Raw genomic sequence first — 17,255 nt, forward strand, 5'->3', positions numbered from 1 at the left:
CTTACTTCATATTTTTCCTGAATAGATATCGTCTAATATAACGATAACATCAAATATCGTCTAATATAACGATATTATCAAATATCGTTCTATTTAACGATAAAAAAGCCAGCATACTTCTATAACATATGCTGGCTTTAAAACACAAGGGTTCTTAACCCGAATTATACATTAGGGTTTAATATCACCTCATTTTATCCCAATTGATCAGGGCATTCCAAACCATGGGGGCATCGTGATGATTCAAATAACGGTGCAAAGGATCAAATGTGAAGGCTAAAACATTTCCTCTGCCCAATGGTAGATTGAAAACAGAACCATGACCAATGATCTCCTGTTCGTTCCTAACCATACCCGCTACTACATAAGGAGGAGCCTTTTCTTCTGACTTCTCTACCTTTTCAGGTTTCTTTTCCTCTGGCAAACCTAGAATATCCCCTTCATAAGGCACTTCATCTTTTAGGGGCTGATGGCCATACTGCACCAGCATCAAATCCCTATTGTATTTATTCGTCTGAAGCAATGGGCCATTTCCTCTAAAAATTGGGAAAGATTCAGGATAACCATACAATACTGGATGATCTGACTTTCTTACTTTGGCCCTCACAATACTGCCAGGATGAAATAGACCTGAAGCACTCACTGGAGAAAGTTCTGATGCAATACCCAATTCCGCCAAAATCGCAGAGGTATTATCAAAACTGATCAGCAAGCCTCCTTCTTCTACAAACTTCCTCAAATTCTCTATTCCTGCAAACCCGGGACCTCCGGTCATATCGGTTGTAGCAGCAGGAAATCCATGGGAAGGAAACTCAGTAGTCCTTGTGTAAGGCATTGGCCCAAACTTTTTGTCCACCCCATTCACAAAATTCTTGGCATTTCCCCTAACTCTAGGAAGAATAATTACATCAAATTTAGACTTCAAGTTTCCCGCTTTCAAAATATCTTTATCAATTGAGGTATATGGTATCTCCCTTTGTTCTAAAGTGTACCTGGACCAACCTTCATCCTGTGTATTGTACCAAGTATGGTAGATGGCTACCTTAGGAAGATTGACAGGTTTTAGTTTATCTGAAGTAATGCCGGCGGAAGTAGCTTGAAGATCCAATCCGAAATCAGAAGTCAACTGCTTGGCCTGATTGGTATTGATCCTGCGAAACACAATACTTCCTGCAGGCAATGTGTCTTCAGAGATAACAGTTGCCCCATTAAGCACTGAAATTTCAGCATTTCGGTTTTGGCCCTTTACCCAATACAAAGCAGATAAAACTGTATTCTGGGCATGATATGGGAGAACATAAGTCGATCCCTCTCCAATCATTTTTCCTTCATATACCGCATCTTGCTCAAGGAGTTTGAGAGAAGCCAATTCAAAATCAATGCTGTCCTTGGCCTCTACTTCTACTCCATACAAATAAGGTAAAGTCCAAGCTATAGCATCATAAGGGGGATACTTGGCATCCTTGGGATAGGCCTGTGGTGTCAATAAAGATACAGCAAGGTTTCTGTAAGGCTGCTCAGATAGTACCACAAAAGTTTCCTCATCTTCATGCACTTCAATCCCCTGTATCCTCAACTGATTAGCTAGATAGGCTACCATGGCCGGATCCCTTTGCTCCTTAGCGATTGTAAATGCTTTAGGGCCTTCATTCCTGCCTTTCTCTAAGCTATTGTATCCTTTTTTATAGAAATTTCTCAATAAGAGCTCTTTGTTCATGGCTGCATAATACAAAGAGGCAATCACCCCGACCTGGGTATAGTTGATGTTGTTTCGGAAAGACCAATATACCAAAGGCGTAGCTGGATAAGGTCGGTACCATTCCTTAGAAGAAGCAAGGTCACCAGCGAACCTTGCTGTGGAATAATCCCTCAAATAAGTATCGGCACCGGCATTCCCATAGGTTTCGTAAAATCTTCCATTGGAATTGTGATTATTGGCCACCCAAATGCCATATCCTGGCCACCAACCATCATAAAAAGCCCAGGTAAAAGCGCCGGGCATTCCCTGTGCAGAAACTTCAGCTACATCATGATTCCCCATGACCTGCCATTCGCTCTGGGTAATGGGATCCACAAAATCATTGTATGGACCGGTACCTGTGGAGATATACAACAAAGGAACCGATTCATGAAGATCTAGCATTACCGTAGGATGAAATTCAAAAAATCCTTTGAAAATGGATTTGGTGATCTCTTGGGATACTTGCAATCCATCCCTGTTATTGTCATGGAATACGTACTTTCCCCAATAAGGTGCTGAGCGAGGAAAACCATCATCAAATTTTTCTCTCCCTTTGGTATGTCGGAAATACCAATCTACTTGTTTGTCCCATCCATCAGGCTCAGAAACAGGATTGATTACTGTGATTACATTCTCCCGGATGGCTTTGATATCCCCAGCTTCGGAAGTTGCGAGGCGGTAAGCCAATTCCATTAACATTTCTGGAGCGCCCATTTCAGTAGCATGCATCCCCGCACTGACATAATACACAGGTTTACTGTCCAAAATAACCGCCTCCACCTGCTCAGGACTTGTCTTCCTGGCATCTGCTAATTTTGCCAATTGCCCTTTATAATGATCTAAGCGATCCATGGATTCCTGATTACCAATAACAATCAGATAAAATTTCCTTTCTTCCTCGGTCAAACCCATTTCTTGCATATGCACCAAAGGGGAACTCTCAGCAAGTTTTTGGTAATACCCATATATTTCAGAAGTCCTATGGACAATTCCTTCGGTTCCGATGATATGCCCAAAATGCTTCAGGGGAGAAGGAACCGTTGGATGGTCTACTATATCCAACAAGGAGGCTGGAAGAAACTTATCATCCGTAGTAAATTCTTTTATTTTTCGTACATAGTCCTGATCGATTTGCTGGGCTTTTAGGTCAGTAATCGCTATGACCAAGAAAATCCAAAAGAAAGATAAAGTTTTATTCATGATGGTGTAGCTTGATTGAAGGTTCAAGCTACAAAAAAACTGCCTTATGAAAACCAAAAAATTATTTGGATGGCGAATAGCAGCGAATATTGCCTGTCATTTCAGAAAAACCCAAAAATAAATTCTAGCAGAGACAATTTTACTTACAACTTAGGTGAAGACTTTTTCTCACTTCAACCATTTGTCAAACCATCCAAATGCCTCCTGCTGCATCGCGAGGTCAAACTTATGCGGTCCAGGATAGAAAGTACAACGGTACTTATCTGATGCTCCTGCCTTTTTGAATATTTCAGACAAAACCTGATCTGCTTTCTTCATTTCCTCCAGTGTGAACAAATTGTCTTCTATATCATTTAGTACTAAGGTTGGCTTGGGAGCCCTTAGGCCCAAAATTTCCGGAAAGTCCAATTCTCGGGCTAAAAGCGGAATATAAATCATCCATGTATGGGTATTGGATTTAATTTAGGCTTTTTCAGCCAAAATCCCATCCAGTACATGAATTAAAGCCTGCACATCCTCCTTCGTATTGTACAAATGCAAAGACAAGCGGATGGCTTTGCCCCTTATGGAAACAAAAATCTTATTTTCCTGCAACCGCTGAATGACCTCCCCACTCTCCATTCCATCCGGTAAACCTACACCAAACAAGTGTTCGGCTCTGTAGGCATCTTCCTCCAACCAAAATCCATTATCTCCCAAAAATTGAATCATAGGCTTAGACAAGGTCTCACAATAGCTTTGAATATTTGGTACTCCCCAGGCCAGTAATTGCTCCAGAGCAGCATTGAACATGGGCAGTAAAATGAAATTGCCGTATTCACCTACATTATACCTGCCGGCACCAGGCGTATAGTCCTCCACGTATTCGGTAAGGTTAGAAAATTGCTGTGCATTGCTGCGGTTGACCCAAGTCTCTTCCAATGGCGCCCCTTCATTGAAATACTCTGAATAATAGGCAGCCCCGATGGCATAAGGCCCCATCAACCATTTATACCCGGCACAGACCAAGGCATCCACTTTGCATTCCTGCACATCAATAGGAAGGGCTCCTACTGATTGGGTTCCATCCAGGATAAAGAAGGCATTATTCTCCTTACATTTTTTACCGATAGTCTTCAGGTCAAATTGGGTGCCATCTGCCCAATGAATGGTGGACATGACCACGACAGCGGTATCCTCTTTGATGGCATCCAATATCCTTTGGTTCCAGACCTCTCCTCTTCCTTGATTGAATTCCGGTGCGGGAATGGTTTTTAACTGTTTATTATGATCCCTGCACCACTTTTCTATGGCATAATAGCCACTCGGAAATTCATCAGATACAACTAGCGCAGTATTCCCATTATCTAAAGGCAAATTATTGATGGCGGTGCTCAAACCATAGGAAGCTGCCGGGATGATGGCCACCTGTTGGGCAGGACAATTGACCAATTTCCCAAAATTGGCTTTTACTTTTTCCCCCGTCTCAAAAAAATCCTTGGGTTGAATAGAAGTTGGGTTTCTCTTCTGTATAAGAGCCTGAATACCGATTTCTTCTACAGAGCGAAGCAATGGAGACATATATGCCCCGTTGAGATAATGAATATCTTCCGGAAGTTGGAAGAGGTGTTTTTGGTTTTTCTCGATGTTTGACATTTTAATTTTTTATTGATTATGCCACAAAGGCTCGAAGACACTAAGTTTTTTACTCTTTGTTTAACGGATAAAATCCCCATTTTCACTATGTCACCTCTAGCATTTAATTACCGACTCTCTTTCTTCGACAGATTGCCAAATTGGTTGTCAGCAAAATCCAGAAATTTCTCCCAATCTTCTCCAGTCAGGTTATGCTGACCTGCTCTGAGGTGATAACCCAAGGATCCTGAATGGTGAAAATGAGGGGCAAAAACATAATCTTCTGGCAAGTCGGTCTTTTCATCGTAAAACTGCTGATAAACCTGGGAAGCGAGTTTCAAGGAAAGGTATTCTCCTTTGGGATCAGCCCAAAGGTCCTCCATGGCACTGGCAATATATACACCTCTTGGGGCGATGGAAGCAATCAATTGATGTTGGTCAAATGGTAATTTTTCTTCATTGCCATTAAAGAAATCAAAATTATCAGTGAACCAGTAAGGAAAAGCAGTATTGATCCTTTCCACCGTCTCTCCAAACTTTCGTCTGGACAAAGCTGCTCCTCCACATCCGGATTCATTGGAATAAGTGATGGCCCAACGGATATCATTGGCCCCACACCATAAAGCAGCTTTGCCACCACGGGAATGTCCCACTACAGCAGATTTGGTATGGTCAATCAATGGCTCCTGCTCAAAATAGTCCATTGCACGCATCGCCCCCCAAGCCCAAGCACCGAGGCCACGCATACCATTGGGCAGCTGCATTTGCTCAGGATATAGGGAGGTTAGGATGCCATCTGAAAACCTATCTTTATCATCTGGAGAAACATATTCCACATCAAAAATTGCCGCCACATATCCCCTTTGGGTTATTTGTTGAATATCAAAAAACTTATCCTCTTTATCATTGATCAGGTGTTCTACTTTTCTATGGCTGATCAATAATACTACGGGAAATGGACCACGTCCAACTTTTGGAGAGAACAGGTGTAAGGGAATGGTCTGTGTTTTGCCATTTCTTGAAACACCGATTTGGACAAGCTTATAACTAGAAAAGCCAGCATAAGGATGACTAGCAATCACTTCTTCCTGAAAAGTGATTTTGTCAAAATCTTTTGGTAATTGCCCATACATTTCATCAGCGAAAGCTTGAAGTAGTTCGGGTCTTCGGGTACTTTCCCATTCTTCTATTGAATTGATTATTTCACCTTTGGTGCTGACAAAAGGATCGGGTAAAACCAAAGCAGGAACTTTGGATTCATCATAATTGAATTGTTCTTGGGCGATAAGGTTTGAAGAAAATATAATTCCTATCAGAATCATCAGAAGGTAGCTGGGCTTAAATAGGATTGTCATAATGAGGGAATTTAGAGATTTAACCCAAATTTTCAAAAAATATTCGTTATTCCACTAATATCCCAACAAACCAAAATTACTCATCCAATTGGTATAAACCCACCAAAGTGTATTTTCCTTCCTAAAAGTCATCAACTAAATGAAAATCCCCATAGGCCTCTCCATCGGATATGGGCAAAGCAGGCCTTTTCACCAATTGTTGGTCCTCACTGATCAAATATACATACAACACACCACTTTTGGAGCTTTCCTCCAATTTTGCGGCTTCTAGGACATAAGCCTTAAACAGCAAATACAGCTAAAAAAGTTTATTAAGGTCCATTTTAGACATTCTTCAAAAATTGACCCTCTTTATTTATTTGGAATTTGTCTGTAATAATTAAATTGTTTGATTATTTGGTAATGGAACAAAATGATTATGCAAACAACCCCTTCCAAAAATACGATCCCAAAATGGCTGAAACGGGTACAGGAGAATTCCTGGGAGCCCGAAATACTGCTATCAGGTCTGGTTTTGATTGGTTTGCTTCAGTTGCCGGAAAAAATCAGATTCTTATCCAATTATATGCGTTCTGAGGCACTCTCGGGTAATTTGTCAGGGGTATTTACTGGAATGGAGCAAGTCGTATATGTTTTGATTCTGGGTTTACTTGTTCACCTTTTTTTAAGGAGCGTATGGGTAGGATTGATCGGTTTGACCTATACTTTCCCTAAAGGAATACAAGCGGAAAAACTCGGATACCAACCTCAATTTGAAAGAAAAGTCAAATCTCTTTCCAGTCTGGAAAATCAGATCATACTATTGGAAAAAATATGCAGTTCAATTTTTGCCACTTGTTTTTTCCTGATCATGCTGATCATTGGTATAATGGCAAGCGTAATAATTTTTGTTGCCTTTGTTTTTTTATTGGCTCACCTATTGGAAAGCTTAGGGATCTCCGGGGCTTACTGGATGGATTTAAACCTAGATCTCATCATCACTATAATATTCATGGTGCTTGTCCTTGACTTTATTGGTTTGGGAATTTATCGCAAAAACAAGTATCTGGCGAAAATCTATTATCCCATTCATCGTTTTATTGGCTGGATTACATTTTCAAAATTCTACCGATCTATTTATTATGTATTTGCCAGTAATTTGAGGAAAGGATACCTTATTGGCTTTTTTGTTCTCTTTATTGTCTTTTCTTTTATTGGACAGAATAGAATGCAACAAGCTCCCGACGAAAGCGCCTTCAGTTTTATTAAGTTTTATTCCCGATCGCCTGGAACGACTTTATTCAGTGGCAATTTTGAAGATCGAAACCAAAATTGGTCCTCATATTTATTGGAAATCCCTTCCCCGATTGTTTCAGGACGCTTTTTAGAACTGCGGGTGAAACACCAAAAGATTCTGGAAAATAAAATGATGGAAGTATGTGGATTGAAACCTGAAGACTTGAAAGACTCCAATGAGCAGGCGAATCAAAATAAACTTGACTGCATGAATGCGGTATATGCAATATTTTTGGATGGAGAGAAAGTTGAAAATCCCGATTGGCTATTTTATTTTCATCAAGATGAAAAAAGAAAAGGCCTGATCACATTTGTAGATATAGGAAACTTAGCTCTTGGACGGCATTACTTGGAAGTTAAGGTCAATACAAGTACACCGGCCTATAGTCTCGGAACGATACCATTCATGAAAGAATAGTTTAGCACTAGTTTTCAAATTGGCTGATGGAAGATGCCTTATACCCAATCCTCACCGCTATCCCGGCTATTTTTCCTCCCGCAGGAATAGGCTGATGGTAGAGTTTCCAATGCTTTCCTCCTATCTCCTCCCCTACCTGATAGGCAATACTTGCCCCTTCTGTCTGAGATGACAAATGCCAAAGACCATCTTTTTGCTCAAATTGAACCGCCTCAGTTTCTGGTTGTACCATACCTGGCCACATCATATTCACCAGGTCATACTCTGGTACAAATCCCAAATCACCGATTTCCATTTGCCAAGCAGAAAGTGCTGCACGCATCTCTTTTAACTTTCCCTGATAATCTGGTAAATTCGCTAGATTTTTCAACTCATCAGGATCCGTCTGCAAATCATACAACTCCTCCAAAGGTTTGGTCTTCATAAATATGTAGGCAGCACCACCTTCCAACTCACCCTTAAGATCCATCTCGATCAAGGTTTTGGTCATGTCAATCTGTTCCCGGTAAGCGTTCCTATAAATCAATGGTAACTCAGGTCGGAAATTTCTGATATAAACATACCTCCCATCAATGACTGATCTGCTCATGTCCACAGCTTCGTCAAACCTATCAGCAGAACCAAAGGCAAATTGATGGGGACTTTCGGTTTTGAATTCTCCTAAGAAAGCTTTTCCATGCATATAGCTTGGCGGTTCCAAGCCTGCCAAAGACAAAACAGTTGGCCCCAAATCCATCAAGGAGACAATATCTTCCACCACGGTTCCAGCCCCATAACCGTCAGGGAATCGCACCAGTAAAGGCACCCTTAATCCTGAATTCCCTACTGCTCTTTTTTGCCTCAATAAGGGACCTCCATGGTCCGACCAAAAGAAAATAATCGTATTGTCCATTAAGCCCTCCCTTTCCAAATTATCCAGCATTTCGCCCACCTGTTGGTCCAGTTCCAGAATATTGGAATACACCCTGCCTACATCCTGCCTGACTACTGGTATATCCGGAAAATAATCCGGGATGGCTACACGATTTTTATCTGCCAACATAGGGTCTTCTTTTTTCATGAAAACCCTGGACTCATGGGTAATCTCATGATTGAAAACCGCAAAGAAGGGTTGGCCAAGGTTTCTATTTTTGTAAGTGGCATCCCGCCCGATTTCATCCCAAGCCGTGATAGGAGAGTTGAATTGGTAATCCGTTTTGGCATTATTGGAAGTGTAATAACCAGCAGCTCTTAAATACTCCGTAAATACTTTCACATAGGAAGGAGGTACCGCCGCATATTCGGGTACATTTCTACCTTTGACATCTGTGAGTCCATAATAATCTTGATAGATCTCTTGCTCAGGTTCCCTATAGGCATAATGCGGACCGGTCCGCATATTATGGGTGCCAATGCTTACAGGATACATACCTGTGATGATGCTGCTTCTGCTTGGTGCGCAGACTCCAACCGTGGCAAAGGCATTATAATACGTAATTCCTTCTTTTACCAACCGATCTATATTGGGAGTATGAATACTCGAATCACCATAAACTGCTAAGGTGGTACTAATATCTTCTACTGATATCCATAGTATATTGGGATGATCTGTCTGAGCTTGAATCGAAAAAAAGAAAAATAAAGAGAAGGATATTACCAGGAATGATTGAATGTTTTTCATGTGGATATGATGCGTGCTGAGATGAAATATGCAAAAATTTGGATCAAAATACAATCATAACCTTTCATTCAACACCATCACTTGTCCATCCGCTTTCAATCTTTTTTGCAATTTTTCATAAGGCAAATCCTGAACCGCAATATTATCTTCAATCGCCAATGCAGCAGCTGTGGCAGCTGATTGACCCAAAATCATAAAAACCGGTTCCATACGGATAGATCCAAAGGCGGTATGGGAACTTGAAACACATACGGCCACCAACAGGTTTTCGCATTGTTGTTTTTTTGGAATAATGGTGCCATAGGAAATACTGTAAGGTTCCTTAGGTTTGACACCAATATCTCCTTCATTCTGAACATATCCCTCGGCTGTAACAATGCGCTGAATATTGTGGGAATCCAAGGCATAGGAGCCCATTCCAATGGGTTGGGGAACTTCTTTGGCACCTAACACATCATGCTCCGTCATCACATAATCTCCTATCAATCTTCTTGCCTCCCTGACATATATCTGATGGGGCCAATTCCCGTTATCCGTAAACTCATCTTTTGCCAATCCCCATTTGCTCATTTCACTTCTTACCTTTTCAGGTACTTTAGGGTCATTGGCCAAAAAATACATGAGGCCCTTTTGATAGTCCTCATGCTCCTTGATGATGGCTTTGCGCTCCTCATAACTGGCTTCTGGATAAGCATAATTTTTCCCAATATAATCAGTACTGAAAGGGCCATGGTTGTTGGTGTCCGTTTTCAGGTTTGGAATGGGATCAAATTTATCAAAAGTCTCATCCCATCCTGTTTCAAAAACCCTTGCTAACAATTCATAACGGGAAGGGTCATATCCCTCGGGTTTGGGAAAAGGAACTCTATTTTCTGGATGTTGGCTGAGGCACATCCGGAAATTATATGCCTGTACCTTATTGTCCCCTGTGCCGTTTTCGGACAATTGGGCATCAGAAATTTCGGGTAGCAGGCCGCTTGAAGGATCATCTGGAACCACATAAGGACTGATAGGCTCGTAGAAATAATGCCTATGCTGGAATACACCAAACTGAACCCCATTCCAGGTCTCACCATAGGTATCATTCGATTCCCTGCCAACATGGTAACTGACTCCTGCAGCAGCCAGCAAATCCCCTTCATAGGTGGTATCAAGAAACATTTTACCTTTGAAAGTTTTTCCGGAAAGGGTGGTGATGGCTGTGATCTTGTCATTTTCCATTTGGACGCCATTTTCCCTATCCAACCACTCATCCCGAAAGACTTGGATTTCATATTCTGAAACAAAATCCTCAAAAACTCTTTCTGCGGCATGGGGTTCAAAAATCCACATGGTACGGGCATTCCCATCAATGGCCGGAGTCCCCTGCCCCACATTGCCATATGCATCCTTTTTCTGCCATTTCCACGCATCCTCTTTCTGATAATGCATATATATTCTGTGGTAAAATTCCCTAGCCAAACCACCGATAACAGATTTGTCCCCTGTATCGGTAAATCCAAGCCCTCCCGCAGACAATCCCCCCAAGTGGACATCAGGAGATACCACGATGACTGATTTACCCATCTTTTTGGCTTGGACGGCTGCGGTGATGGCAGCGGAGGTTCCGCCGTAAACCACAATATCAGCTTGGAAAAGCTGTGACTCGGTCGGTTGTTGACAACTTTTAAAAGCAAGACCAGAAACAACAATTGAAAACAAAAGAAAAAAAACTGGTATTGCATCTAAAGCTGATCGCAGGTATTTCAAATAACTTAATTTCTTCATGTCTTCTCTTCATTTAAGCATAAAACTTTCAAAATCCATATTCTCTATTTTACCGATAAAATCAATAAGATCCAATGATCAATGTAAGGTATTGAAAGCGCTACATCTTCTCCACCTTCTCCTATTTTTAAATAGAAATGAAACTTTACAGGGAAATTTAGTTTCCAGGTTTCTTTACTGACCTTACCAGTTCTCTCTCTGATTTGGAAATCCCATCTAAATACCTCTCTAGTAGGTTTTGACTAATCTCAGAAGAATCCCCATATTTCTCCCTTAATGCATCTAAATCACGGTGAAGCTTTTCCCTGATCTCTTTATATGCAGGATCATCGTAGACATTTGTCAGTTCATGGGGATCAATGGCTCTGTCATAGAGTTCCCATTCGTCTACATCATAATAAAAGTGAATCAATTTATATTTCTTGGTCACGATAGCATAATGCCGCTTGACCATATGGATAGATGGATATTCATAATAATGGTAATACACTGCCTCTCTGTTCCATTTATCTGTTTTCCCAGTCAATAAAGGCATCAAGCTTTCCCCTTGCATATCTTTTGGCTGTGGGATACCGGCAGCATCTAAGAAAGTCTGTGCAAAATCCAGATTCTGCACCAATTCATCCGATTTTGTACCCGGCTTAATTTTTCCAGGCCAAGCTACCAACAACGGAGTCTTGAAAGATTCATCATATACAAAGCGCTTATCAAACCAACCATGTTCTCCCAGGTAAAAGCCCTGGTCAGAAGTGTATACAATAATGGTATTTTCCATTAATCCATTGGCTTCCAGATAGTCTAAAACCCTTCCTACATTCTCATCCACAGAGGCGATGGTACCCAGGTAATCCTGCAAGTACCTTTGGTATCTCCAGCGCATTTTATCCTCCTCACTCATTTCCGGAAAAGATTTTGCAAATTCCTTATTGAGCGGTCCATATACCGCATCCCAATTGGCCCGCTGACTGGCATTCAACCTGCCTACTTCTCTTTTGAAAGCTCCCTTATCCCAACCGGAAGCGTCCGGGATTCCCAATTGGTCCATCACTTCCGGATAAATTTTGGAGTCTCCTGCCCAATTCATATGGTGAAGTAAGTTCATTTCCGCCTCTTTGGCAGCGGTTCCTCTACCTGAATAGTCATCAAAAAGCGTAGCGGGCTCAGGAAATTGCTTTTGGGTAAATTCGGCTATATGCCTCTCAGCAGGCAACCATTCTCTATGAGGGGCTTTATGTAAATAAGCCAGGAAAAAGGGCTGTTCAACCTTTCTTTCATTTTCCAACCATTCCAAAGTCATATCCGTGATGATGTCCGTCACATAGCCTTCAATATCATAGGTCCCTTCATCCTTTGTGATAAAAGTGGGGTTGTAATAAGCGCCTTGTCCCGGAAGAATTTTGAACTGATCAAAACCCTTTGGATTATTTCCAAAATGAAGTTTGCCAAACATGGCGGTTTGGTATCCGGCTTCTTGGAGCAATTGAGGGAAAGTCACATTTGTTGTATCAAAAGGAAAATGGTTATCTGTTTTTCCGTTGAGGTGGGAATGTTTTCCTGTAAGGATGGTGGCCCTTGATGGGGCACAGATAGAATTGGTCACACTGGCATTGGTGAACAACATGCCCATTTTCGCAACCCTGTCAATATTAGGTGTCTGGATCAAACGGTCATCATAAGCCGAAATGGCCTGGTAAGCATGGTCATCAGACATGATAAAGATGATATTCGGCCTTCTAACTTCTTCTTCCTTTTGTTCACAGGAAAAAAAAATAACAAATAAGAGGCAATAACAAAGAGGATAGATTTTATAGCGCATGGGTTGGTTGGTAGGCTTTATTATCAATTGGTGATTTTCTTTAAAATCAGTCCTTTGATGGAAAGGTTTTTAGGGTAATTTTCTGACAACCCTAATGTAAGGAGTTGTCCACCTTTTTCAAACTTAATTTTGCCCAAAGGTAATTCCGGCCAAATATATTCCTCTACTTCGCCCCTCAGCACCCTATCTTGATTGGGAATGAGTGTGGCTGAATTAAGCTGATCAATACCTATTTTCGTCTCTTGATTATTTGCAGAAAAAAGGAGTGTAACCGGACTTTCATTGCTCATCTGAAGATAAACCTCATAAGTAGCATCCTCCACCACATCTATCTCCCATCGCACAATATCTGCGGGGGATGTAAATCCAATAAACCAATCATTGGCCCAACCCCAATCGCCCTGGAAAGCCACATTTCCGGATTTCTTCCCATCGGGAGCAGGAAGCTCTATTTTTGGCACTTTTGGATGCCCCACCTGTATCAATGGCGGCGCTACTCCTTTTTCTGTCATTGCTTCTAACCACGACAGGTACTTTTTTTCCATTTCGGAAGCAAGCCCCCTTTCCTCTTCAAAGATATTATGCTGTTGAAAAGGGTCATTGATCAGGTTGAAAAGCGCCTTTTCCTTGTTTTTCAATGTGAGTAAATATTCCTGATTTCTGATCGCGCCGGGAATGGTATCAAATTTTAAGTGTACATGGTGGGTATAAAAATACCTGTCTTCCCAATTGCTTTGATCTTCCATCAATGGCAAGAGACTTTTTCCATGAATCTCCAAAGCATCCGGAACAGGAAGCTTTAAGAGATCAGCCAAAGTTGGCAAAATATCAATATGACCCGCCCAAGGTTTTATCAATCGGTGTTGGTACCCAGGGATTTTCATAAAAAACGGCACCCGAACCCCACCCTCATCAAGGTCAGCTTTTTTTCCTTTCATACCGCCATTATAGCGTATACCATTCGGCCCATTGTCGGTCATAAAAATCACAATGGTATTGTCAATTTTCCCACTTTCCTCTAAGTAATCCATCAAGCGACCCACATTGTCATCAATGTTCTCTACCATACCATAGACACAGGCATCCTTGTCGTCCAAGCCTTTGGCTTTGTATTTGTCGAAATAACGATCCGGAACCTGAAAAGGGCTATGGGGTGTATTCAAAGATAGGATTGCAAAAAACTGATCCTGTTTGGACATAAATTCCATGGTTTGGTCAGTCAGTACATCCGGCAGGTAGCCCGAAGTCTGCACCTCTTCAAAATTATGGGTAAGCTTGGTGTCAAAGTAATTGTTGATATGACCTTCCGAAAATCCAAAAAACTCATCAAAACCCTGTCCAATGGGATCATGGGGAAATTGTTGACCCTGATGCCATTTACCAAAAAGACCTGATACGTATCCATGAGGCTTCAGGAATTCTGCAATGGTCACTTCTTCTTCCCGCATCACCTCCATCCTGTGGGTAACCCACGTGGTACCTGTAGCAATATGGTACCTCCCCGTCAGCAAACTCGCCCTTGTCGGGGCACAGACAGGAGAAACATAAAACCTGTCAAAAACTACTGATTGGCCGGCCAATTCATCAATATGTGGGGTTTCCACAAGTTCATTGCCGTGGTAAGAAAGGTCTCCCCATCCTTGATCATCGGTGAGGATCAGTAAAATATTGGGTTTGCTGTCTACTTGTTGCTCTTCCGAAGAATTGCAGGAAAAAAGATATAAGAGTATAAATGAGAGAAAATAGGTATAAAGGTGATTTTTCATAGAGACAACTTTTGGCATTTCGGTGATCAAGTCTTTTTAATAAAAACTAAAATACTCAAATCTAGCCTCATCAAAAATCTAAATTACTTGTATGATGTTCTACTAAACCAGACAGATTTAAAGTTAAAAATCATCCACTTTCAATTCCTGGAAAATAAACGAAACCTTGTCTACAGCTCCATCTCTATCATCAACAAACCTTACTTTTTGCCTTCCGGTCAACAAGAATGCCCCATTATTCAAGGATTTTAACTCCAAGTCATAGTTTTCTACCTTCAATATTTTATTGGATTTTTGGGGTCCTGGGATTTCGATCTCTTTGTTTAGCTCTTTGATTTCTCCTTCTATAATTTGGGAATAGAAAAGCTTCCCATCAAACTCATATATAAAATGATCCCCACTTCCAGATACGAATTGACCATAGGAAAGAGGAACAAAAGTTGATTTTTTGGGCAAAGGAATGGCATAATCCCATAAGACTTCTCCATTACTGTCAAACTGTATAAAGTGGGATGATTTGAATGAAAAGTAAATATCAGGGTCAGTCAATCTGGGCTCAATTCTTTCACCTGTACCAATCGCAAATTGAGGTTCAACTCCACCTCTCCTCCCATAATTCATGTCTTTTATTGGATTAAAATGATAATAATTGTGATCATATACACCGTCTTTTGTTAAATGTGAGTTACCTACTGCCAAAAAATGATCTGAGTACAAAAGGAATCCATAGTCATTTTCTATTAAATTTCTAGCTGTGAGAATACCATTCAAAGAAGGTTTTTTAGACTTTTCCCATTTTTTTATACTTTTTTCACCTCCATCTTTTTCAAAAGCAAAGAATGCGGGCAGGTCATTGATCTCAAAAATATTGTTGAAAGGATCACTTCCTTCTGCCAGATACCCTGCGTAATACCCATTATAGCCAACTCGATTAGTCATGCCGACAGTCCCCGCAATAAATCTCAATGGGCCAGTTCCAGAAAGCAAAACCTCAATATTTTCTCGGTTTTTAAATTCGCTTTCAAATAAGTAATTCCTGAGCAAAACACCTTCTTTGTTGATGGTCGACATAAGATAAGACTTGCCACTATCCCGGGTTCTAAAATTAAAAATCAAATTAAATACTCCTGACAGTTCGTCTTGATAGACTTTCTGAAGGGTCATTCCCGGCTGAAACACATCCTCCACTGTAAAAAGTTTGCCGGTGGAAATCTCCAAAACTTGTGCAACCAACCTTTTTTGACTGTAAAACATCAATAAAACAGAATTACCTAAAACTTCAAAATCTGTGATTCTTTCTTTAATGGTAGCTTTTAATTCCAATTCTTCTACCTCTTTTGAGTTTAGATCAATTGACAAGAGGTAATTTTCATTTAAATAATGATCTGTGTTTTCACATAAAAAATAGATTTTATCCCCATATACTTTTTGATTTTTGATCACATGACTCCAGCGGAGGGGGACATCTAAGATTGTATGATTTGTAAAATCCTGATTCGCCAAAAAAACATTGAGATGAATTTGTCGGGCAGCTTCAATTACATTGGTCTGATAGGCAATAAAATGATTTTCAGAGATTTCAATCCACACAGGCTGAGAGGTGAATTCCTTAATGGTTTCAATTCTTTCACCAAAGCTGATTTGTCCGAATACTCCTTGACAAAAGCAGCATAAAAACACTACAAGAATTAATCTATTTAAAACTACCATGATTAAATCTATAAAAATATAAGAAAATTTAAAAATTAATTTGAAATAAGAAAGGGCTCAAATTTGATGAATTGTCAAATCTGAGCCCCTTGAGATTTTTATTTGGATTATTAAAACTCGAAGTTAAAGTTCAAGTTCTGTTCTCCTGAAGTAGAAGATTTAAATATAGTCATTCAAAATATTCTCAAACAACTCCTGTCTTCCGCTTCTTTGTTTAGGTTCTCCTACAGATTTGGCATGAGCCCTTAGGTCTTCTAAGGTCAATTTACCTTCTTCAAAAGACTTACCTTTTCCTGAATCAAAAGAGGAATACCGCTCTTTTCTCAAAGACTTGTATTCGGATTTTTCAAGTACTTCGCTGGCTACAAGCAATCCTCTTGCAAAGGCATCCATACTGCCAATATGTGCATAAAATAAATCCTCTAGATCGGTGGAATTCCTTCTTACTTTGGCGTCAAAGTTTACGCCGCCGCCCTGAATGCCACCACCTTCAAGAATCACCAACATCGATTCTGCCATTTCTTGAATATTGATGGCAAACTGATCGGTATCCCAACCATTCTGGTAATCGCCTCTATTGGCGTCAATGCTGCCCAACATACCGGCATCTACAGCCACTTGAAGTTCATGTTGGAAGGTATGCCCAGCCAAAGTAGCGTGGTTTACTTCTAAGTTCAGTTTAAAGTCTTTGTCCAAACCGTAATGTCTCAAGAAACCAACAACTGTTGCCGCATCGTAATCATATTGATGTTTGGTAGGCTCCATTGGCTTTGGTTCGATCAGGAAATTGCCTTTGAAACCTTTGGACCTAGCATAGTCACGCGCCATGGTCAAGAATTTGGCCAGGTGCTCAGTTTCCCTTTTCATGTCGGTGTTGAGCAAGGACATATAACCTTCTCTACCACCCCAGAACACATAATTTTCACCTCCAAG

Annotated in this window: 11 protein-coding genes and 1 pseudogene; 1 reads left to right on the plus strand and 11 read right to left on the minus strand. The window is 40.8% G+C overall.

Annotated features, from left to right (window positions below):
- Nucleotides 1-184: 184 nt before the first annotated feature.
- The 5 genes from QZT73_RS16825 to QZT73_RS16845 form a co-directional block, all read right to left on the minus strand.
- Entirely contained in the window at nucleotides 185-2,941 is a 2,757-nt protein-coding gene (locus QZT73_RS16825) for a M14 family zinc carboxypeptidase (RefSeq protein WP_291789401.1), read from the minus strand.
- 168 nt (nucleotides 2,942-3,109) lie between these two features.
- Nucleotides 3,110-3,379 carry a hypothetical protein gene (locus tag QZT73_RS16830; RefSeq protein WP_363331106.1) on the minus strand — a complete coding sequence of 90 codons (270 nt, stop codon included), beginning with the start codon at nucleotides 3,377-3,379 and terminating at the stop codon, nucleotides 3,110-3,112.
- 24 nt (nucleotides 3,380-3,403) lie between these two features.
- Nucleotides 3,404-4,576: an aminotransferase class V-fold PLP-dependent enzyme gene (locus QZT73_RS16835; RefSeq protein ID WP_291789403.1), complete on the minus strand. Its 1,173-nt coding sequence runs from the start codon at nucleotides 4,574-4,576 to the stop codon at nucleotides 3,404-3,406.
- A gap of 107 nt (nucleotides 4,577-4,683) precedes the next feature.
- Entirely contained in the window at nucleotides 4,684-5,910 is a 1,227-nt protein-coding gene (locus QZT73_RS16840; RefSeq protein ID WP_291789405.1) for an acetylxylan esterase, read from the minus strand.
- A 121-nt stretch (nucleotides 5,911-6,031) separates the two neighbouring features.
- The gene (locus QZT73_RS16845) at nucleotides 6,032-6,202 is read right to left on the minus strand and encodes a hypothetical protein (RefSeq protein ID WP_291789407.1); all 171 of its coding nucleotides are present in this window, start codon (nucleotides 6,200-6,202) and stop codon (nucleotides 6,032-6,034) included.
- A 126-nt stretch (nucleotides 6,203-6,328) separates the two neighbouring features.
- On the opposite strand from QZT73_RS16845, the gene QZT73_RS16850 reads away from it, so the two are divergent.
- Complete coding sequence (locus tag QZT73_RS16850; protein ID WP_291785482.1) at nucleotides 6,329-7,603, plus strand: hypothetical protein; 1,275 nt, start codon at nucleotides 6,329-6,331, stop codon at nucleotides 7,601-7,603.
- A 7-nt stretch (nucleotides 7,604-7,610) separates the two neighbouring features.
- On the opposite strand, the gene QZT73_RS16855 is transcribed toward QZT73_RS16850, so the two are convergent.
- The 6 genes and pseudogenes from QZT73_RS16855 to QZT73_RS16880 all read right to left on the minus strand — a co-directional run.
- Complete coding sequence (locus QZT73_RS16855; RefSeq protein WP_291789409.1) at nucleotides 7,611-9,263, minus strand: sulfatase; 1,653 nt, start codon at nucleotides 9,261-9,263, stop codon at nucleotides 7,611-7,613.
- Nucleotides 9,264-9,317: 54 nt separating this feature from the next.
- Complete coding sequence (locus QZT73_RS16860; protein ID WP_291789411.1) at nucleotides 9,318-11,030, minus strand: FAD-dependent oxidoreductase; 1,713 nt, start codon at nucleotides 11,028-11,030, stop codon at nucleotides 9,318-9,320.
- 157 nt (nucleotides 11,031-11,187) lie between these two features.
- Entirely contained in the window at nucleotides 11,188-12,846 is a 1,659-nt protein-coding gene (locus tag QZT73_RS16865) for a sulfatase (protein WP_291777112.1), read from the minus strand.
- Between the two features lie 23 nt (nucleotides 12,847-12,869).
- The gene (locus QZT73_RS16870) at nucleotides 12,870-14,612 is read right to left on the minus strand and encodes an arylsulfatase (RefSeq protein WP_291789413.1); all 1,743 of its coding nucleotides are present in this window, start codon (nucleotides 14,610-14,612) and stop codon (nucleotides 12,870-12,872) included.
- A gap of 123 nt (nucleotides 14,613-14,735) precedes the next feature.
- Complete coding sequence (locus QZT73_RS16875; RefSeq protein ID WP_291789415.1) at nucleotides 14,736-16,322, minus strand: hypothetical protein; 1,587 nt, start codon at nucleotides 16,320-16,322, stop codon at nucleotides 14,736-14,738.
- 159 nt (nucleotides 16,323-16,481) lie between these two features.
- A pseudogene (locus QZT73_RS16880) lies at nucleotides 16,482-17,255 on the minus strand (xylose isomerase); the annotation flags it as partial.

Origin of the sequence: Cecembia sp. (assembly GCF_007126775.1) — a bacterium.
In the GTDB taxonomy this organism is placed as follows: Bacteria; Bacteroidota; Bacteroidia; order Cytophagales; family Cyclobacteriaceae; genus Cecembia.